Raw genomic sequence first — 19,874 nt, forward strand, 5'->3', positions numbered from 1 at the left:
GATCATTCGCTCCTTTTCATATCCTCCACCAGCTTGACAAGACTGTCAATGGTGGCTTTTTCTGACATATATGCTTTCATTCCAAAGCTCTCAGCAGCTTCCTTCGTCTGTCTGCCGATGCAGGCTGCCTTAACCTTTGAATAATCCAGTCCTTTTGTTCCCTCCACAAATCCCTTCACAGTGGAGGCACTTGTAAACACCGCACAGCTGATCTGTCCTGTTTCAAATTCCTTCTTCTCATCGATGAGCTGGCTCTTTTCGTAAAGAGTCTGATAGGTCGGAACATCCTCGATCACAGCACCTGCCTGTGCAAGAAATGCAGTGAGTTTTTCATTTCCCTTTTCTGCCCGCGGGATGAGTATCTTTTCTCCACCGGAGAGAAGCTCTGAAAGTTCCTTTCCAAGAGTATCCCCGTCATATACCGAAGGCACAAAATCTGCCAGCAGACCTCTTTCCTTCAGGGCCTTTTTTGTTCCTTCCCCGATCACGGCCAAACGGGCATTTCCCATGGCACGGATATCTTTTCCATGACGGATCAGTTCCTCAAAAAATACCCTTACACCTGTAGGGCTGGTAAATACAAGCCACTGATATTCCTCCAGGTGATCCAGTGCTTTATAGAGACGGTTCTGGTCTTCCATGGGGACAGTACGGATCGCCGGAAGTTCCAGAACCTCCGCGCCTTTTTCACGAAGCTTGTCCGCAGTTCTGGAAACAAGCTCTTTCGGTCTTGTGACAAGGACTTTCCATCCTGAAAGCGGCAGTTCTTCATACCAGCCAAACTTCTCTGCCAGTGTACACACCTTACCCACCACAATGATCGCCGGGGTCTCGATTCCCTGGCGTTTCACCTCTTCTTCCAGGGTAGAAACTGTTGCTACGATCCGTTTCTGACCTGCTGTAGTTCCCTTCTGCAGGATCGCCGCAGGCATATCCTTTTCCATTCCTGCACCTATCAGACCCTCGCAGATATCCGGAAGCGCGGACACGCCCATCAGGAACACAAGAGTTCCCTTTGTATCAACAAGTGCACGGAAGTCTATATCGTATTCTTCTCCGGCCCTCTTATGTCCTGTAATGATGTGGACTGAAGAACAGAAATCCCTGTGTGTTACCGGAACCCCGTTATATGCCGGTACTGCAATGGAAGAAGTAACACCCGGAACAACCTCATAAGGAATCCCATTCTCCCGAAGAAGCTCCAGTTCCTCTCCTCCTCTTCCAAAGAGGAATGGATCTCCGCCTTTCAGGCGCACCACACGAAGACCCCGCTGTGCCTCCTCAAGAAGTACCTGATTGATATTTTCCTGACGCATGATATGGTGACTGGCACGTTTGCCTACATTGATCAGCTTGACATTTTCCGGGATTCTTGACAGAACTCCCTGACCTACCAGACTGTCATAGACGACCACATCTGCCTGTTCCAGCACTTTGAGGCCTTTTAATGTAAAAAGGCCGATATCGCCAGGACCCGCTCCTACCAGCCATACTTTTCCTTTTTTCATCTGTTTTCTCCTTTTTTTCGAAGAGTTTCTGCCAGTTCCCTGCCTAAGCTTTCCGCATCTGCCTTATTGCCACGCAGTGTTCCTGTTACATAGGAACCGTCTTTTTCATTATAATAAAGCCCTCTGAGATAGATCTCATCCCCAAAAATTTCCGCATGGGCAGCCACCGGAGAAGAGCATCCTCCATCCAGGAGCTTTACAAAAGCACGCTCCGCACTTCCCGCGGCCCAGGCATCCTTATCACAGTAGTCCTCCAGGAAATCATAAGCTTCCCCTTTTCTTCCCTGTACAGCAAGGATTCCCTGGCCAGCAGCCGGAATGATCTCATCTGCTGTAAAATACCGGTTGATCCTGGATTCCAATCCAAGTCTCTTAAGACCGGCAGCAGCCAGGATCAATGCACTGTACTGTCCTTCATCCAGCTTCCGGAGTCTTGTCTGAAGATTTCCGCGGATACTTCTGACATCCATATCCGGATACAGTTTTTTAAGCTGTAAGGTTCTCCTTAAGCTGGAACATCCAAGGGGCTTGCTTTTATCAAGTTCAGAAACTCCATCAGGAAGAACCAGTACGTCTCTCGGATCTTCTCTTTTGGAAAAAGCCAGCAGCGGCAGTTCCTCCGGAACCTCCATAGGCATATCTTTCAGGCTGTGTACAGAAAGAATACTTCTTCCATCTATCAGTGCTTTATCCAGTTCCTTTACAAAAAGCCCTTTTCCGCCAACCTTATCCAGTGTACGGTCCAGAATGATATCCCCGGTAGTTTTCATAGTGAGGATTTCCACTTCCAGATCCGGATTTTTTTCTTTTATGTAGTCACGGACCATTTCGCTCTGCAGCACTGCAAGCTTACTCTCTCTGCTGCCGATCACGATCTTATCTCTCTTCATCTTCATCCTGCTCTCCCAGTACTTTTTCCAGCGCTTTCTGGATTTCTTCCCTTACACGCTTTGCTTTTTTATGATCCAGTCCGCTGGCTGTAACTCCAACTACCATTTCATCCCGCATATATACGCCTGGGAAATAAAAATCACAGGCTTCCCGGTCGGAGGCTACATTGACATAAATGCCCTCCTCCTTACAGACACGGTGGATCTCATCATTCAGCTTCCAGTCATTGGTGGCTGCGATCACCATATATGCGTTGGCAAAGTCTGAACGTTTCACGGGACGGATATGTAAAGTTACAGTTCCTGCTTTTCCAAGGTCCATAAGTTCCTGGGTCACTTTTGTAGCCACCACTGTGATATTTCTTGTAAATTTCAGAAGAGTCTTTATTCTTCTGGTAGCAATATTGCCGCCTCCTGCCACAACGATATTTTTATCGGACAGGTCTATAAACATGGGGAAATAAGGTTTATTCTTCATAAAGTTTCTCCAGTCCTTCCACACATTCCAGAAAAGCATCCTGATTCAGACTGTCCCGAAGCCCGAAGATCAGCTTGTTCACAACCTTTCCGGCTGCAATATCCACTGCTTTTTTCAGGTTTTCTCTGTCTGAATCCTCCATAGGAGTTTTCCGGAAGATTTTTTCGATCCTCAGGTTCAGATCTTCCACAGCATCCGCTTTGATCTCCTGGATGCGCGGGATGATATCACGACCTTCCAGCCACTGGAAAAATTCGTTCATCTGGTCCTTCACAATGGAGCCTGCTGCTTCCAGGTTATCTGCAAGTTCCTTCGGTGTCTCGTCGGTTCGGAAGCTGTCCATATCATAAAGTGTGATGTTATCTTTTTTTCGGATCTCCGGATCAATATCTCTTGGAACTGCCAGATCGATAAGGATCATAGGTCGTTCCACACGTACATCCTCAAACAATTCTTCCGTCAGTGTATAATTGGGGCTTGCTGTTGCGCTGACCACCAGGTCACACTCCGGCAGATAGTCCATTCTCTCACCATAATTGATCCTGCTGCATCCAACCGGAATACTCACAACACCACTTCTGTACTGACGGATCGTAACCGTCACATCCGCTCCTGCTTCACGCAGTGTCTGGGCAGCCATCTTCCCCATCTCACCGTTTCCGATCACCATACAGACTTTATTGCGAACATCGTAACCGCCTTCTGCCAGAAAACGGATAGCCTGATGGATCACAGAAGGATTTCCATGGGAAAACGGCACTTCCGTTTTGATCTTCTTGCCTGCAGTTACCGCCATACGGAAAAGCACCTCCAGAACACTGTCTGTGGTAAACTCATCCCTTGACATGCTCAACGCCTCTTTTACCTGGGTCAGGATCTGATCTTCCCCCAGAATCTGGGATTTCAGTCCGCTGGTAAGATAAAAAAGGTGCTCCACCGCCTCTTCATTTTCTCTGCTGGTAAAATACTTCTGGTATTGTTCTCCCTGCACACCTTTCAACGAACAAAGCCACTGATACAGGTCTGGCTTCTTCTCATCTGCAGTACTTACCCACAGTTCCAGCCGGTTACAGGTCGACAGAATAATACACCCGCAGATCCCAGCTTCTTCTTTCAGCCTGTGCAGCGCCTCTCCGGTATTTTTGCGGGTAAAGGCAAACTGCGCTCTGACATCTACAGGTGCCATATTATGATCAATTCCAAGCATGAATATACTCATGTCCTACGTTTCTCCTTTGTTTTCACAATCTTTTATAATGATAAACATTTCCACAGGGAAAGTCAACTACGATTGACAATGTCAGCCCTCCCTTTTATAATATCTTATGGTAGAAATTGCGGATTATCTTTATATTCCAGCGGAGAAATATAAAGATTTTATCATAATCACCATAATTATCAGGATGGAGGAAATCCCCGTATGAACTCAGCTTCAAAAAAAGCGATCCTAGTAGTAAGTTTCGGCACAAGCTATGAAAACACCCGTAAACTTACCATCGAAGCCATCGAGCACGATATTGCCGATGCATTCCCTGCCTGTCCCACCTACCGTGCATGGACAAGCAAAATGATCATTGCCAAACTGAAAAAGCGGGACGGTCTTACGATCCACACGGTAAAGGAAGCTCTGGAACAGATGCTTCTGGATGGTATCACCGATGTGATCGTACAGCCGACTCATGTGATCAACGGTATCGAAAATGATCAGATGAAAGCCGATGCGCTTTCTTTTCGTGACCGTTTTTCCAGTATTGTTTTCGGAAATCCTCTTCTCACAACGGAAGAAGATAACCAGGCGATCGTCCGGGTAGTTGCAGATGAATTCCGGGACATGGATCCGGACACTGCACTTGTACTGATGGGACATGGAACAGAGCACTACGCAAACACGGTTTATGCTGCTTTGGATTACCGTTTTAAAGATACCGGACATAAAAATATTTTTCTTGGAACTGTAGAAGCCTATCCGGCCCTGGACTCCCTTCTCCGGGCTGCCGACAGCTTTCATCCGAAAAAGATCGTGCTGGCGCCTTTCATGATCGTAGCCGGCGACCATGCACAGAACGATCTGGCAGGTGCAGATTCGGACTCCTGGATGAACCGTCTTTCTTCCGAAGGATATGAAGTCACCCCTGTACTGAAGGGACTTGGAGAATATCCCCAGGTCCGGCAGATCCTTGTGGAACATGTACAGCAGGCCATGAACGCTTCGGTCTGACAGAGATAAGATGATCCACATATATCCCTCATGAAAAAACTGCACCGTGATCCATCCCAGGATCTTCCGGTGCAGTTTTTTATTTTTATGAGATTACTTGAAGTTCTGAAATTTCTGTTATTTATGCCATCAGTTCATCCAGTTTTGTCTTTACAGCAAGGATAAACTCTTTGCTGTTCAATACCTGTACCTCTTTCAGGGAAGTGATCAATGCAAGATCCTTGGTCATCTTTCCGCTTTCAATGGTATCCAGTGTTGCTTTTTCCAGTTTTTCTGCAAAATCAGCAAGTGCCTCATTTCCGTCCAGTTCACCTCTCTTGCGGAGAGCTCCTGTCCATGCAAAGATCGTTGCAACGGAGTTTGTGGATGTTTCTTTTCCCTCAAGATGACGATAATAGTGTCTCTGAACTGTTCCGTGGGCAGCCTCATACTCAAAATATCCCTTCGGTGATACCAGTACAGAGGTCATCATGGCAAGAGAGCCAAATGCGGAAGATACCATGTCACTCATAACATCTCCGTCATAGTTCTTGCATGCCCAGATAAAACCGCCATCTGCCTTCATAACACGGGCTACGATATCATCGATCAGACTGTAGAAATAGGTCAGGCCAGCTTCCTCAAATTTATCCTTAAACTCTGCATCAAAGATCTGCTGGAAAATCTCTTTAAATCTTCCATCATATGTTTTGGAAATGGTATCCTTGCTTCCGAACCATACATCCTGCTTTGTGTCCAGTGCATAATTAAAGCAGCTTCTCGCAAAGCTCTTTACGGAATCATCAAGATTATGCATGCCACGGAGAACTCCTGCTCCGTCAAAATGCTGGATCAGCTCCTTGCGCTCTTCTCCGTCTTCGCCCTCAAATACAAGATATGCATCTCCCGGCTTGTCAATATAGAATTCTGTATTCTTATAGATATCTCCATATGCATGACGTGCAAGTGTGATCGGTTTCACCCAGTTCTTTACACATGGCTCGATTCCCTTTACAACGATCGGCGCACGGAATACAGTTCCATCAAGAATAGCACGGATCGTTCCGTTTGGACTTTTGTACATTTTTTTCAGGTCGTACTCTTCCATTCTGGCTGCATTTGGTGTGATCGTGGCACATTTTACGGCTACTCCGTATTTTTTGGTTGCTTCTGCTGCATCAATGGTAACCTGATCATCTGTCTCATTTCTGTGCTCAAGACCAAGATCATAATATTCTGTATTCAGTTCCAGATACGGTGTGAGAAGTTCATCCTTGATGATCTGCCACAGGATACGGGTCATCTCGTCTCCGTCCATCTCAACTAAAGGTGTCTGCATTTTGATTTTTTCCATATTATTTTCTCCTTTTGAGGTTTATTCTCCTGTTCGGATTCCAGGTGCTCTTTCCTTTAGAATCTTTCTTCAGCACTTTTACTGTACATTGTACTCATATTTTCCGGTTCCGTCAACGCTTTTGTGCGTTACCACGCTTTGTTTATAAGAATTGTATAATAATTCAACCTGCCAACAGTTTTTCACAGTTAAATTTCCCCCATCCCTGCTGATTTCTGGGAAGTCCCATATCTTCTGCACTTTCTCTTAACAACATCTTTACCTCTACATTAGAAAGCCGAGGATCTTTTTCCAGAAGGCAGGCGATTCCTCCTGACACCAGAGGCGTCGACATGGAGGTTCCGCTTTTGAGCCCATATGAATACGGCAGTCCCGGTGCACAGGCAATGACCTGGCTTCCCGGCGCTACCAGATCCGGTTTGCATACACAGTCAAAGGTAGGGCCTCTTCCGGAAACTGCCTTTCTGCCATTCAGCATATCACTGGAGCCTACGGTAATGATCTTCCGGCTGCTTCCCGGTGCTGTTACCGTGCCGGCCCCCGGTCCCTGATTTCCTGCTGCAGCTACCACCACAAATCCCAGATCCCAGAGTTTTTCCACTCCTTCAAGAAGATCTGTCTGTTCCTTATGATCCCGGGATGTTGTTCCCACTGAAATATTAACGATACGGATATGATAAATACTTCCAAATTCCATGATCCACCGAAATGCCCGCATCACATCCTCCCTGCTTCCGTTCCCGAAACGATCCAGAACCTTCAGAGCAGCGATACTGCAGCCAGGTGCAGCCCCTTTATATTTTCCTCCTGATGCAGTTCCGTCCCCTGCAAGGATCCCGCTGACATGAGTCCCATGTCCGTTATCATCATATGGGCTGCGTCTGATTCCTGTAAAATCACGGAACACGGAAATACGGCTGCCAAAATCTATATGGGGAAAAATACCGGTATCCAGAACTGCCACGCCTATCCCTTTCCCTGTATACATCCTTTTATACCTTTCCAAAGCTCTCCCGTCGGACAGCTGACCTTTCTTTAGCTTATTCTGCGGCCATCTTTCCCGCTACTCGTTTTATATAAAAAGACCCCGGGATCTTACATCTGAATCCCCGGGATCTTTGCTGTATATTTTTTATTTAGTTTCCTCTTCCTGTACGGAAATCAACTGTTTTCTGGATCTGATTGTCCATTCCGTAGCTGTAGTTTCCATAAACACCGGTATGCCAGCCCTTAGCCTGTCCTATGTAGTAATAATACTGACCGCCCTCTTTTTTCCAGCCATTTTTAATGGCTGCTTTTGCGGTTGTTGTGGTTGCTGTTGTTGCCGCCTGCGCACACACTGTACCAAATGTCAGGCAAAACAGCATTGTGATCATGAGAACAAGCTGTGCGAATCTTCTCTTTTTCATGGTTTCTTTTCCTCCTGTTTTAAAAATCTTCATACCCGGTGATAATTAGATTTTCTTGCAATATAATGTATAAAATACATTATCTCCTCCAATACTTAACATATCTGAAAAATAAAGGAGGTTTTTCTATGCTTCTCTTTTTTCTTGTATTCTTCGGACTCCAGATCTTTGTTCTTTTCTGCTGTGCCGCTGCAGGAAATGACGCCGCTTCCCAAGAACTATCTGACCAGGAACAGCTTCAGTTTATCGCAGAATGGAAAAAACAACATCAAAAAAAGGACGTCTGCTGAAGAACGTCCTTTTTGCTTTGCAATTCTATTCTCCATTCATATGATGATACACACCAGTCCGCCTTTGCTGTCGTTTACGATCTTCTTCATAGTATCCTGAAGCTTCACCTGACTTTCTTCGCTGATCATGGCCAGCTTGTTCCGGATTCCGTCTTCCACCAGCTGCTGGATGGATTTTCCGAAAATATTGGTCTCCCAGATACTTTCCCCTCGCTCCGGGCTTTCTCTGATATACTTTATCAGATCCTCCGCCTGCTGTTCTGTACCAACGATCGGAGCGATCTCCGTTTCGATCTCCGCCCGGATCATATGAATGGACGGACTTTTTGACCGGATCTTTACTCCGAATTTATTTCCCTGACGGATCACCTCAGGTTCCTCAATAGTGATCTCGGAAAGCTCAGGCACAACAACCCCATACCCTGTTCCTTTTACCGCTTCCAGGGCAGCCTGGACTTTTACAAATTGTTCCTTCATACCGGCAAGCTCTTTTATGGTCTGGATCAGTTCATATTCGCTTTCCATGGATATCCCGCTCATTTCACTGAGCATCTGATAATAATAAATGTCTTTTACTGCGATCCGGATACGGACTTTTCCATCGGAAAGACTGACCTGTTCAAGCAATGTATCTTCCACATATGGACATTCCAGATATACCGATTCTCTGCTTACATCCCGCACATGAGTAAGTCTGGTCATCTTTTCCCGAATCTCATTTAACAGAGCCGCCTTTACCTCATGTTCCGGAGAAAGCATCTCCACCCATCTGGGAACAAAAAGCTCTATCTCACTGACCGGGAATTCATAAAGGATCTTCTCCAGGATCCTGGTCACATCCTCTTTTCTAAGCTGTTCACAGTTGACTGCCAGAACGGATACTCCGAATTTCTCTTCCAGATGTTTTACAGTTTTTCCAGTTTCCTCACTGTAGGGAGTCTGGGAGTTTACCAGGATCAGAAAGGGTTTTCCCTGGGCTTTCAGCTCTTTTATCGTCTGTTCTTCTGCCGGAATAAAATTTTCTCTTGGAATTTCCCCGAAGCTTCCGTCTGTTGTGACTACAATTCCAATGGTGGAATGCTGGCTGATCACTTTTTCCGTCCCGATCCGGGCCGCATCATGAAACGGGATTGCTTTTTCCTGCCATGGTGTTTTGACCATCCGTTCCCTGCCTTCTTCCACATTTCCGGATGCATCCTTTACCAAAAAGCCCACACAGTCAATAAGCTTTACCCGGATCTTCTGGTTTTCCCCTATGGATACCTCCACCGCTTCTTTTGGAATGAATTTGGGTTCTACGGTTGTGATCATTTTCCCGGCACCACTGAGCGGCAGTTCATCCTGAAGCTCTGCTCTTTTTCCCTCACTAAGCGCAGGCAGTGCCACCAGTTCCATAAATCTCCGGATAAATGTGGATTTTCCTGTACGGACCGGGCCCACAACCCCTATGTAGATATCCCCGCCCGTCCGTGCCTGGATATCACGGTAAACCTGAAAGTTTTCCATATAAAAAAGCCTCCCTGCATATACTGGCCTGTAAGCTCCGGAAACCATCTGCAAAAGATAGTTCCCGCATACCACAGTATATGCCCGGAAGGCTTCTTATATGCTGCTGTTCAATGAGAACAGCAGCCCTTTGTACCTTATCAGTCTTTAATATAAAACTCATTATGAAGCAAATGATGCTCTTTGCCCTTGAGAAGTCCCTCATAAAGCTCCAGAACCAGCGGGTTCTCATCGGACTTCTTGATGATCATGGTATTATCTGCATTATACAGACCCCTTGCTCTGGCTGCCTTGGTCCTGTCACCGGATCTGGTCGGCTGACCACCACCCATGATACATCCACGGCGGCACGCCATAACCTCGATCAGATGATAGTTTGCCTCACCGTTCTTTACACGTTCCATAACGATTCTTGCATTTGCAAGGCCGCTGGCAACACATACATTGATATCCATTCCTTTATACGGCACGGTAAATTCCTTGATTCCCTCTTCACCACGAACACCGCACTCTGCAATCTCATGCATGGCTTCCTTGCTGTGATCCGGGCTCAGTCTTCGAAGAACTGCCTCGGTAACACCACCGGTAACACCGAAGATAACGCCACCGCCGGAACCAAATCCAAACGGCATATCACATGCTTCCGGATCCAGTGTTGCAAAATCAAGACCAAAGTTATCAATCATGCGGAGAAGCTCTGTGGTTGTGATAACGATATCGGTATCCTGCTCGCCATCGGTAAAGCTGTTCGGGCGGATTGCCTCTGCCTTCTTGGCTGTACATGGCATAATGGAAACCATAACGGTCTTCTTGCCTGCTGCATGCTCCGGATCACGGAAGTATTCCTTGATAACCGCAGACATCATTCCCTGTGGGGAACGGCAGGTAGAAATGTTCGGAACATATTCTTTATATTGATCAGTGATAAACTTCACCCATGCAGGACAGCAGGAAGTCAGAAGCGGAAGATTCTCACCCTTCTCCACTCTGTTTAGGAACTCCTTGGTCTCTTCCATGATGGTAAGGTCGGCACTGAATGTGGTATCGTATACTTCGTCAAAGCCCATTCTGTGAAGCGCGTTAACGATTTTACCCATAACACTTCTGCCTTTGGCAAGTCCGTAATGATCACCAACTGCAACACGAACTGCCGGTGCAACCTGTGCAACAACACGAGTATTCTTATCAGCCAGTGCATCCCATACTTCATCCATATGTGTACGGATAGAGATCGCACCTGTCGGACAGTAAACACGGCACTGACCACAGTTTACACACTGTGTCTCAGCAATCTTTTTATTGAATGCAGGCATAACCATGGCTTCTGTTCCACGGAATGCGAATCCAAGAGCTCCGATTCCCTGAAGCTCCTCGCAGGCACGTACACAGTTGCCGCAGAGGATACATTTGTTCGGATCACGGATGATGGACGGTGAACTGTCATCGATCTCATGCTGTTCTCTTGTATTTTCGAAGCGGATATTACGCACACCAAGGCGATGTGCCAGCTCCTGCAGGATACATTCGCCGCTCTTTACACAGGTTGTACAGTCACGGCAATGTGCTGCAAGAAGCAGCTCCACGATCAGTTTACGATATTTCTTAATACGGCCGGAATTGGTATAAATAACCATTCCGTCTCTCGGCTGCTCGGAACAGGAAGCAAATGTCTTGCCTCTGTCATCCTCAACTGTACAGAGACGACAGGCACCAAATGTGGAAACCTCTGAATGATAGCACAGTGTGGGGATATTGATACCGGCATTCCTGATGACTGTCAGGACATTTTTTTCGTCGGTAAATTCTACTTTTCTTCCGTCAATTGTCATTGTACCCATAAGATATCCTCCCTTCTATGCTTCCACATAAATCGCATCAAAGTTACAGTTATCCTTACAGGATCCGCATTTGATACATACGTCGTTGTTGATTACATGTGGATGCTTGATCTTTCCTGAAATCGCACCAGCCGGACAGTTCTTCGCACACTTGCCGCAGCCGATACAGAACTCAGGATTGATATGGAATTGACGGAGCGCCGTGCAGACCTTCGCACGACATTTCTTATCTACGATATGCTCTACATATTCGTCACGGAAACGCTTCAGAGTACTGATGACTGGAAGCGGTGCACTCTTACCGAGGCCGCACAGTGCCATGCTCTGAACCATGTTTGCAAGCTCTTCCAGCTCATCCAGGTCAGAAAGCTCGCCCTTGCCTTCAACGATCCTCTCCAGGATCTCAAGCATACGTTTCGTACCTTCACGGCAAGGAACACATTTACCACAGCTCTCACGCTGTGTAAAGCTCATGAAGAAACGTGCAACCTCTACCATACAGGTATTCTCATCCATAACAACCAGTCCGCCGGATCCCATGATAGCGTCCAGCTTCTTAACGGAATCAAAATCAAGCGGATGATCGATCTGGTCATCGATCAGACATCCACCGGATGGTCCGCCGATCTGTACTCCCTTAAATGCAGCACCACTCTTAAGACCACCGCCGATGTCATAAATGATATGGCGGAGACTTGTTCCCATCGGCACCTCGATAAGACCGGTGTTCTCAATGGAACCGGTAAGTGAGAAGGTCTTTGTTCCGGGGCTTCCTTCTGTACCGATGGTGTGGAACCAGTCAGCACCCTGAAGGATGATCTTCGGTACGTTGGCGTAGGTCTCTACGTTATTGAGAACAGTAGGTTTACCCCACAGACCCTGCTCGACAGTTCTCGGAGGTTTTACTCGAGGCATACCTCTGTTGCCTTCGATAGAGGCAGTCAAGGCAGAACCTTCACCACATACGAACGCTCCGGCACCGCGATTGATATGTAAGTGGAAATTGATACCGGAACCAAGGATATTATCGCCAAGAAGGCCATAGGACTCTGCCTGCTCAATGGCCATCCGGAGTCTCTGTACAGAAAGAGGATACTCGGCACGTACATAAATATAACCATCCTCTGCACCTACTGCATAGGCAGCGATCACCATACCCTCGATCATCTTGTAAGGATCACCTTCCATTACAGAGCCATCCATAAATGCTCCCGGGTCACCCTCATCACCGTTACATACTACATAACGGACTTTTTCCGGCTGGCGTGCAACCTGTGACCATTTCTTGCCTGCAGGGAAACCTGCACCGCCACGGCCGCGGAGGCCGGACTTCGTGATCTCATCAATAACATCCTGTGGGGTCATTTCAAAGAACGCCTTCGCCATTGCGGAAAAGCCGCCTACGGAAATATATTCATCAATGGACTCTGCATCGATCTTGCCACAGTTCTCAAGAACGATCCTTGTCTGCTGGTTCAGGAACGGAATGTCACTCGGATGCGGACAGGCCTCATCATCATGACGATAAAACAGACGCTCAACAGGCAGTCCGCAGATCACGGTCTTCTCTACGATCTCGCGACAGTCATCTACCTGAACATGTACATACTGATAATCATATGGCTCAATTCTCATAAGAGGACCAAGCTCACATAAGCCCTGGCATCCGGTCTTAACGATTCCTACATGAGGAACATCCTTCTGCATCTCAACTGCAACGCCCTCGATTCCCTCGCAAAGTCTTGACATTTCTTCATAAATCTTCTGAGCACCGGAAGCAATACATCCGGTACCGGAACAGACGAGAACACGGCAGGTATAGCCATCAAGATTCTTCTTAACCTCAGCCTGTTTGTTTTTCAGATCTTCCATACTGGTTATACTCATACGCTCTCACCTCTCAATTCATTTAAAAGCTCAACAGCCTTCTCAGGAGTCATCTTCGGGTGAACTTCATCATTTACAGTCAGTGTCGGTGCAAGTCCGCAGGCACCAAGACAGGAGACTGTCTCAACGGTAAACATCATATCATCTGTAGTATGCTTCTTATGACTCAGTCCAAGCTCCTTCAGCATTGCTTCCTTTACAGGCATGGACTTACGTACATGACAGGCAGTACCGTCACATACCTTGATGATGTACTTGCCCTTCGGCTCAAAGGAAAAGTTCTCATAGAAAGTAGCTACACTGTACGCCTTCGCTTCTTTTACACCAATCTGTTCCGCAACATAAGTAAGAAGCTCTCCCGGAAGATAACGGTACTCAGCCTGAATATCCTGCATGATCGGAATCAGTGATGCAGCTTTCCGGCCGTAGTGCTCGATGATCTCATCCGTTTTCTTGTAATACGTCTGGTCTAACATTCGGTTCCCTCCTTGTTTCTCATAGATTTTCCACTTGATCAACCTGTTCCACTACAGGTTAATGCTTTAACACTCTGTCAGTGCCTCATTTACGTGCCTATCATTATATTGCACTATTTTCGTGCTTTTAATTATAACTTATATCGTCATTTTTCACAAGATATTTTTTCGTTTTTTTCAGAATATATTAGAAAGTTTACAACGTCTTACTGGTTTTGCATCTATTTTTTATAATAAATGTGCATTTTTTAACATTCATGACAATAAAGAAACAAATATTCTTTTTTTGTTTCTGCTAAAAAAACATTTCCTATTGTTGATTTTATTTCTCAATTACTATAAGATGAATAAAAAGTGCGTGGAAAACATTTTAATCATTTTTTGAAAAGGAGAACATTTATGCGAAATCTCGACACACCAGTTAAACAGATCCGGCGAAAGATTTTTACAGAAATTGCGAAGATCGGATTTGAATCCACGGACGAATCCCTGATTCACGATATTGAATCCATCCCTTACAATATTGTAGAGGAACGCGCGAAATATCGCGAGAGCATCTATCGTGAAAGAGCTGTTGCAAGTGAACGTGTCCGTCTGGCCATGGGACTTTCCCTCCGCCCGGAAAATCGTTCTGTACATCTTACTGATGGCGTAAAAGCCAGCAATATTGATGAAAAATATTATGAACCACCTCTTATGCAGGTGATTCCTTCCGCATGTTCCGCATGCGAATCCAACAAATACGAAGTCAGCAACATGTGCCGCGGCTGTGTTGCACATCCCTGTTTACTCACCTGCCCCAAAGGCGCCATTTCCATGGTAAACGGAAAATCCTTCATCGACCAGGACAAATGCATTCACTGCGGAAGATGCAAAGCTGTCTGTCCCTACGACGCCATCGCCCATAAAGAACGTCCCTGCGAACGCGCCTGCGGTGTAAAAGCCATCGAAAGCGATGAACAGGGACGCGCTTCCATCAACCAGGATAAATGTGTATCCTGCGGTATGTGTATGGTCAGCTGCCCATTCGGTGCCATCTCTGATAAATCCCAGATTTTCCAGCTGGCACATGCCCTCCGTGAGGGAACTGAGATTATTGCAGAAATTGCACCAGCTTACATCAATCAGTTCGGTGAAGATGTAACTCCCGGTAAATTCCGCTCTGCTTTAACTCAGCTTGGATTTTCCAATATTTATGAAGTAGCACTCGGCGCAGACATCGGCTGTATTTCCGAGGCCCATCATTATGCAAAAGAAGTAGCCACCGGCAATCTCCCGTTCCTGCTTACCTCCTGCTGTCCGTCATGGTCTGTAATGGCGAAGAAATACTTCCCGGCTATGATTGACAACATCTCACAGGAACTGACCCCGATGGTGGCAACTGCCCGCATTGTAAAAAAAGAACATCCCAATGCGAAAGTAGTATTCATCGGACCATGCGCCTCCAAGAAACTGGAAGCCATGCGCCATTCCGTAAGAAGTGATGTGGATTTTGTTATCACTTTCGAAGAACTTTGGGGATTGTTCGATGCCAAAGATATCATTCCATCTGCATGCGAGGATATTCCGGAAGAAACCCAGGCCGCAACCGCCGCAGGACGAGGATACGCCATCGCCGGCGGCGTAGCTGGTGCCATTGAAGCCTGTCTGAAGGAATATTATCCTGATGTCCCCGTCCACATCGAACACGCCGAAAGCCTCGCTGAGTGCAAAAAAGTTCTCACTCTGGCCAAAGCCGGCAAGATCAAAAACTGCATGATCGAAGGAATGGCCTGTCCGGGAGGCTGCATCGGCGGTGCCGGAACCAATGCCGGCTTCGCAAAAACCTCCAAAGCACTCAAGAAATATGTAGATGGCTCAGACCCTAAGATTCCATCTCAGGAACTTGAAAATCTGGAATTGAATTAATTAATCTTTGACACAAAAAGATGTGCGCCTGTTTTTATTCAGACGCACATCTCCATTTCATCATTTCTCCACAGCCTCTGTGCTCTCCGGCCAGGTATATTCCTCACCTTTCAGATTTGCCAGAAGGCTTCTAAGCTTATATCCATAGCTTCTCCCGGCGGCCCATCCACCGCCGTAAGGATTCTCCTGAATCCCAAGCCATTCCACATAAGGTGCACTCTCCCGGGTCACATACTGAAAACGGTTATCCACACAGACCTGATTCAGTTCATCCGAAGACGCATAAGCCTTCAGATGCTGTACCTGAGCCCGAATCCCGGTCCTGACATCCGGAAAGGAATTTCCGGCAACACCGCCGCCGGTAGTCCCAAGTCCGGAAAAATTAAACTGCCCGGCACTGGCATCTCCGCCAAACTGAAGCCAACCGGTCTCAAGCATCGCCTGCTCAAAAACAACCTCCCCACGGACACCCTCCGCATCCGCTTCCTCTGTCACAATTGTGCAAAACGTATCAATGTCCGGTGCGCCACCCTCTGTCAGGATACCGGAAGGATATTCCACATTCTGCGCCTCATACTGCGCCACCATATCCTCCCCAGTCACTGTGGTACACCCCATGATCGTATAATATCCGTAAGTATTATCTGTGGAATCATCCACAAAACTATCTGCATCACTCTCTCCGGATGGCTGGGGCTTGGAGATCTGTCCCTCCATGGAATGATCCGCTTCTTCTGCAAAAACACCCACAGGCGTTCCGAATACCAGAACGCCTGCAAGCATCATCATCCGTAAACAAAAACTATTTCGGAATCTGTACATATATCAATAATCAATCCTTTATTACTGCGCTTTTCTCATTGCTGCTTCAACTACGTGTCCTACAAGAACAGAAGTTGTAACACTTCCTACTCCGCCAGGAACCGGTGTGATCGCATCAACGATTGGCTCAACTGCCGCATAATCAACATCACCACAAAGCTTACCCTCTGCATTGACATTGATACCAACATCGATAATGGTCTGTCCCTCTCTGACATAATCAGCGCCGACAACACCAGCACGACCAGCTGCAACGATGACGATTTCCGCCTCTTTTGCAACAGACGGCATATCAACGGTTCTTGTATGGCAGATCGTTACTGTCGCATTTTTCTTAACAAGCATCATGGCAGCCGGTTTACCAACTACAAGACTTCTTCCGATAACAACCGCTTTTTTGCCTGTGCAGTCGATTCCATAGTGATCAAGGATCTCCATGCATGCCTGCGGTGTACATGGCGGGAATCCGATCTTCTTGCCTGTAAATACACCAGACATGGAAAGATCTGTCATACAGTCAACATCCTTCTCTGCTGCAAGTGCATTCTCGATCACTGCCTGATCCAGATGTTTTGGCAGCGGACGGAACAGAAGAACTCCATGGATCTTGTCATCTTTGTTTACTTTATCGATGGTTGCAAGAAGCTCATCCTGGGAAACATCCTCCGGAAGAAGAATTTTCTCACATGCAACACCAAGAGTCTCACAGCGCTTTGTAGCACCTCTCTCATAGGAAATATCGCTTGGATTCTCACCAACACGGATAATGCAAAGTGTAGGATCTACACCTTTTGCCTGAAGCTCTGCAACGTTCGCTTTGATCTTTTCATTGAGAGCCGCTGTTACTTCTTTACCTAATAACTGCTTTGCCATTTGTCTGGTTCCTCCTATTTCAGTCTTCCGAGAACACTGTCAAATGTCTCGTCTGCGATCTTTGTATATTTCTCAAGCATAGCGTCTGCTTTTTTGTTTAATTCCTCTGCATACGCACGGTCAGCCATAGATTTTGTGTTAATGTACACATTCAGGCTTGCTCCCTTAAGAGCTGCTTTGCAGAATGCAGCACCTACACCAGCATCACTAATTGCAAGCTTAGAACCTTTTGCTCCGAACTCAACGATAAGTTCAATAGCCTCGCAGCATTTCTCCATGATCTCCATAGGAACAGAGCATGCTTCCTTGAGGGCAGCTTCCATTACTCGAGCCTTCTCAGCCTTCTCTTCTTCGGTCTCTCTCGGCATTCCGTAAGCCTTGGAAAGAGGCTCAAAAACTTCCGCATCTCTCTCAATCAGATGAAGGAAATCTTTCTGAAGCTGATCACATTTCTTTTTCAGCTCCCACATTTCATCTTCTACATCTGCATATTTTTTCTTACCGACAGTAAGGCTTCCAACCATATTTCCAAGAGCTGTACCAACAGCAGCTACAAGGGCAGATGCACCGCCGCCGCCTGGAACCGGTGCCTTGGAGCTTAATACCTCGACAAATTCAGTACATGTACTGGTAGAAAATCCCATAGGACTCTCCTCCTTATATTCTTATTTTAGCACTCTTTAGAGCCCATTGGGGGCTTTATAAAAAGCCCCCTCCGGTTGTTTTTGATCTTATGTTCCGATTAGAAGAGACCTGTGATCTTACCTGTCTCATCTACATCGATCTTGGTTGCTGCCGGAACTTTCGGGAGACCTGGCATAGTCATGATCTCACCTGTCAGAGCAACGATGAATCCTGCACCTGCGGAAATCTTCAGGTTACGTACTGTTACCTCAAAGTCTGTCGGTGCACCAAGTTTTGTCTGATCATCAGTCAGACTGTACTGTGTCTTAGCAACACAGATCGGGCAGTTGCCAAATCCAAGTGTTTCCAGCTGTTTTGCCTGTTTCTGAGCATTTGCTGTAAGAACAACTTTCTTACCACCGTAAACTTTCTGTACGATGTTATTCAGTTTATCCTCGATGGATCCCTCAAGCTCATAAGCATATGTGAAGTCATTCGGCTCCTCAACAAGACGGATTACTTCCTCAGCAAGCTTCATGCCGCCTTCGCCGCCTTTTGCCCATACCTCGGAAAGTGCAACGTTAACGCCAAGCTCTTTACATTTTGCCTCAACCAGGTCAAGCTCTGCCTTGGTATCGGTCGGGAATGCATTGATAGCAACTACACATGGAAGTTTGTATACATTTTTGATATTGCTTACATGTTTCAGAAGGTTTGGAAGACCTTTCTCAAGAGCCTCAAGGTTCTCGTTGTTCAGATCTGCCTTCGGAACACCACCGTTGTATTTCAGTGCACGAACAGTAGCTACGATAACAACTGCGCTTGGATGAAGGCCTGCCATACGACACTTGATGTCAAGGAATTTCTCTGCACCAAGGTCAGCACCGAATCCAGCCTCTGTGATAGCATAATCTGCAAGTTTCATAGCCATCTTTGTAGCTGTTACGGAGTTACATCCATGAGCGATGTTTGCGAATGGTCCGCCGTGTACGATTGCAGGAACATGCTCCAGTGTCTGTACAAGGTTTGGTTTCAGGGCATCTTTCAGAAGTGCTGTCATAGCACCCTCTGCATGAAGATCACCAGCTGTTACCGGTTTCTGCTCGGAAACTTTACCATAGGTATATCCGATGATGATTCTGGAAAGTCTCTCTTTCAGGTCTTTGATGTCACTTGCGAGGCAAAGAACTGCCATGATCTCAGATGCAACTGTGATGTCGTATCCGTCTTCACGAGGCATACCGTTTGTTCTTCCGCCAAGACCATCTACTACATTACGAAGCTGACGGTCGTTCATGTCCACGCAACGTCTCCATGTGATCTTTCTCGGGTCAATGTTCAGGTCATTACCCTGGAAGATATGGTTGTCGATCATTGCTGCAAGAAGGTTGTTTGCCGCACCGATCGCATGGAAGTCACCGGTAAAGTGAAGGTTGATATCCTCCATCGGAACTACCTGTGCATAACCGCCGCCTGCTGCACCACCTTTTACACCGAATACCGGTCCGAGGGATGGCTCACGAAGAGCTACCATTACTTTTTTGCCCATTTTCTGCATTGCATCTGCAAGACCAACGGTTGTTGTTGTTTTTCCCTCTCCTGCAGGTGTCGGGTTGATAGCTGTTACGAGGATCAGCTTACCATCTTTCTTGTCACTCTCTTTTAACAGATTGTAATCAATTTTTGCTTTGTACTTACCGTACTGCTCCAGATATTTGTCGTCAATACCTGCCTTCTCTGCAATCTGTGTGATTGGAAGCATTTCGCACTCCTGTGCAATTTCGATGTCACTTTTAAATCCCATAATGTTACCT

The 19,874-nt window shown here is 46.6% G+C and carries 17 protein-coding genes; 2 read left to right on the forward strand and 15 right to left on the reverse strand.

All coding sequences use genetic code 11. The features are described from left to right. Positions 1 to 2 precede the first annotated feature (2 nt). Genes cobA through hemA form a run of 4 tightly spaced genes read right to left on the reverse strand, consistent with a single transcriptional unit; the run spans position 3 to position 4,095 of the window. Positions 3 to 1,508 (reverse strand): uroporphyrinogen-III C-methyltransferase, encoded by a 1,506-nt coding sequence (gene cobA, locus EYS05_RS16615; RefSeq protein ID WP_138277585.1) that lies wholly within the window; start codon positions 1,506 to 1,508, stop codon positions 3 to 5. Beyond that, complete coding sequence (gene hemC / locus EYS05_RS16620; RefSeq protein ID WP_334295817.1) at positions 1,505 to 2,398, reverse strand: hydroxymethylbilane synthase; 894 nt, start codon at positions 2,396 to 2,398, stop codon at positions 1,505 to 1,507. The genes cobA and hemC overlap by 4 nt, the downstream gene beginning before the upstream one ends. After that, positions 2,385 to 2,876 (reverse strand): precorrin-2 dehydrogenase/sirohydrochlorin ferrochelatase family protein, encoded by a 492-nt coding sequence (locus EYS05_RS16625; protein WP_118514445.1) that lies wholly within the window; start codon positions 2,874 to 2,876, stop codon positions 2,385 to 2,387. The genes hemC and EYS05_RS16625 overlap by 14 nt, the downstream gene beginning before the upstream one ends. Next, positions 2,866 to 4,095 carry a glutamyl-tRNA reductase gene (gene hemA / locus EYS05_RS16630; protein WP_138277586.1) on the reverse strand — a complete coding sequence of 410 codons (1,230 nt, stop codon included), beginning with the start codon at positions 4,093 to 4,095 and terminating at the stop codon, positions 2,866 to 2,868. The genes EYS05_RS16625 and hemA overlap by 11 nt, the downstream gene beginning before the upstream one ends. Positions 4,096 to 4,296: 201 nt before the next feature. On the opposite strand from hemA, the gene EYS05_RS16635 reads away from it, so the two are divergent. Beyond that, a complete protein-coding gene (locus EYS05_RS16635; protein ID WP_118514449.1) occupies positions 4,297 to 5,094 on the forward strand; it encodes a sirohydrochlorin cobaltochelatase in 798 nt (265 codons plus the stop codon). A gap of 121 nt (positions 5,095 to 5,215) precedes the next feature. Here EYS05_RS16635 and EYS05_RS16640 read toward each other — a convergent pair whose 3' ends face one another. The 7 genes from EYS05_RS16640 to EYS05_RS16670 form a co-directional block, all read right to left on the reverse strand. Continuing rightward, on the reverse strand, positions 5,216 to 6,427 hold the full coding sequence (locus EYS05_RS16640; protein WP_118514451.1) for an NADP-dependent isocitrate dehydrogenase: 1,212 nt from the start codon (positions 6,425 to 6,427) through the stop codon (positions 5,216 to 5,218). A 163-nt stretch (positions 6,428 to 6,590) separates the two neighbouring features. Further along, positions 6,591 to 7,415 carry a S8 family peptidase gene (locus EYS05_RS16645; protein WP_118514453.1) on the reverse strand — a complete coding sequence of 275 codons (825 nt, stop codon included), beginning with the start codon at positions 7,413 to 7,415 and terminating at the stop codon, positions 6,591 to 6,593. A 148-nt stretch (positions 7,416 to 7,563) separates the two neighbouring features. Next, the gene (locus EYS05_RS16650) at positions 7,564 to 7,836 is read right to left on the reverse strand and encodes a hypothetical protein (protein ID WP_118624890.1); all 273 of its coding nucleotides are present in this window, start codon (positions 7,834 to 7,836) and stop codon (positions 7,564 to 7,566) included. A 326-nt stretch (positions 7,837 to 8,162) separates the two neighbouring features. After that, complete coding sequence (gene spoIVA / locus EYS05_RS16655) at positions 8,163 to 9,632, reverse strand: stage IV sporulation protein A (RefSeq protein ID WP_138277587.1); 1,470 nt, start codon at positions 9,630 to 9,632, stop codon at positions 8,163 to 8,165. Between the two features lie 140 nt (positions 9,633 to 9,772). Beyond that, positions 9,773 to 11,470 (reverse strand): [FeFe] hydrogenase, group A, encoded by a 1,698-nt coding sequence (locus tag EYS05_RS16660; RefSeq protein ID WP_118514459.1) that lies wholly within the window; start codon positions 11,468 to 11,470, stop codon positions 9,773 to 9,775. A gap of 15 nt (positions 11,471 to 11,485) precedes the next feature. After that, positions 11,486 to 13,357, reverse strand: coding sequence for an NADH-quinone oxidoreductase subunit NuoF (locus EYS05_RS16665; protein WP_118514461.1), 1,872 nt, complete (start codon positions 13,355 to 13,357; stop codon positions 11,486 to 11,488). Then, positions 13,354 to 13,833, reverse strand: a complete 480-nt coding sequence (locus EYS05_RS16670; RefSeq protein WP_022426537.1) for a complex I 24 kDa subunit family protein — start codon at positions 13,831 to 13,833, stop codon at positions 13,354 to 13,356. The genes EYS05_RS16665 and EYS05_RS16670 overlap by 4 nt, the downstream gene beginning before the upstream one ends. Before the next feature lie 399 nt (positions 13,834 to 14,232). Here EYS05_RS16670 and EYS05_RS16675 point away from each other — a divergent pair, with 399 nt between their 5' ends. Then, a complete protein-coding gene (locus EYS05_RS16675) occupies positions 14,233 to 15,741 on the forward strand; it encodes a 4Fe-4S dicluster domain-containing protein (protein WP_138277588.1) in 1,509 nt (502 codons plus the stop codon). 60 nt (positions 15,742 to 15,801) lie between these two features. On the opposite strand, the gene EYS05_RS16680 is transcribed toward EYS05_RS16675, so the two are convergent. The 4 genes from EYS05_RS16680 to EYS05_RS16695 all read right to left on the reverse strand — a co-directional run bounded on the left by EYS05_RS16680 (position 15,802) and on the right by EYS05_RS16695 (position 19,864). Next, the gene (locus EYS05_RS16680) at positions 15,802 to 16,563 is read right to left on the reverse strand and encodes a glucosaminidase domain-containing protein (RefSeq protein WP_330575498.1); all 762 of its coding nucleotides are present in this window, start codon (positions 16,561 to 16,563) and stop codon (positions 15,802 to 15,804) included. Between the two features lie 21 nt (positions 16,564 to 16,584). Further along, positions 16,585 to 17,436 (reverse strand): bifunctional 5,10-methylenetetrahydrofolate dehydrogenase/5,10-methenyltetrahydrofolate cyclohydrolase, encoded by an 852-nt coding sequence (locus EYS05_RS16685; protein ID WP_138277589.1) that lies wholly within the window; start codon positions 17,434 to 17,436, stop codon positions 16,585 to 16,587. 14 nt (positions 17,437 to 17,450) lie between these two features. Continuing rightward, positions 17,451 to 18,080 carry a cyclodeaminase/cyclohydrolase family protein gene (locus EYS05_RS16690; protein WP_021651423.1) on the reverse strand — a complete coding sequence of 210 codons (630 nt, stop codon included), beginning with the start codon at positions 18,078 to 18,080 and terminating at the stop codon, positions 17,451 to 17,453. A 98-nt stretch (positions 18,081 to 18,178) separates the two neighbouring features. Continuing rightward, positions 18,179 to 19,864 carry a formate--tetrahydrofolate ligase gene (locus EYS05_RS16695; RefSeq protein WP_138277590.1) on the reverse strand — a complete coding sequence of 562 codons (1,686 nt, stop codon included), beginning with the start codon at positions 19,862 to 19,864 and terminating at the stop codon, positions 18,179 to 18,181. Positions 19,865 to 19,874 lie beyond the last annotated feature (10 nt).

It is taken from the genome of Blautia sp. SC05B48 (assembly GCF_005848555.1).
Taxonomy (GTDB): Bacteria; Bacillota; Clostridia; order Lachnospirales; family Lachnospiraceae; genus Blautia_A.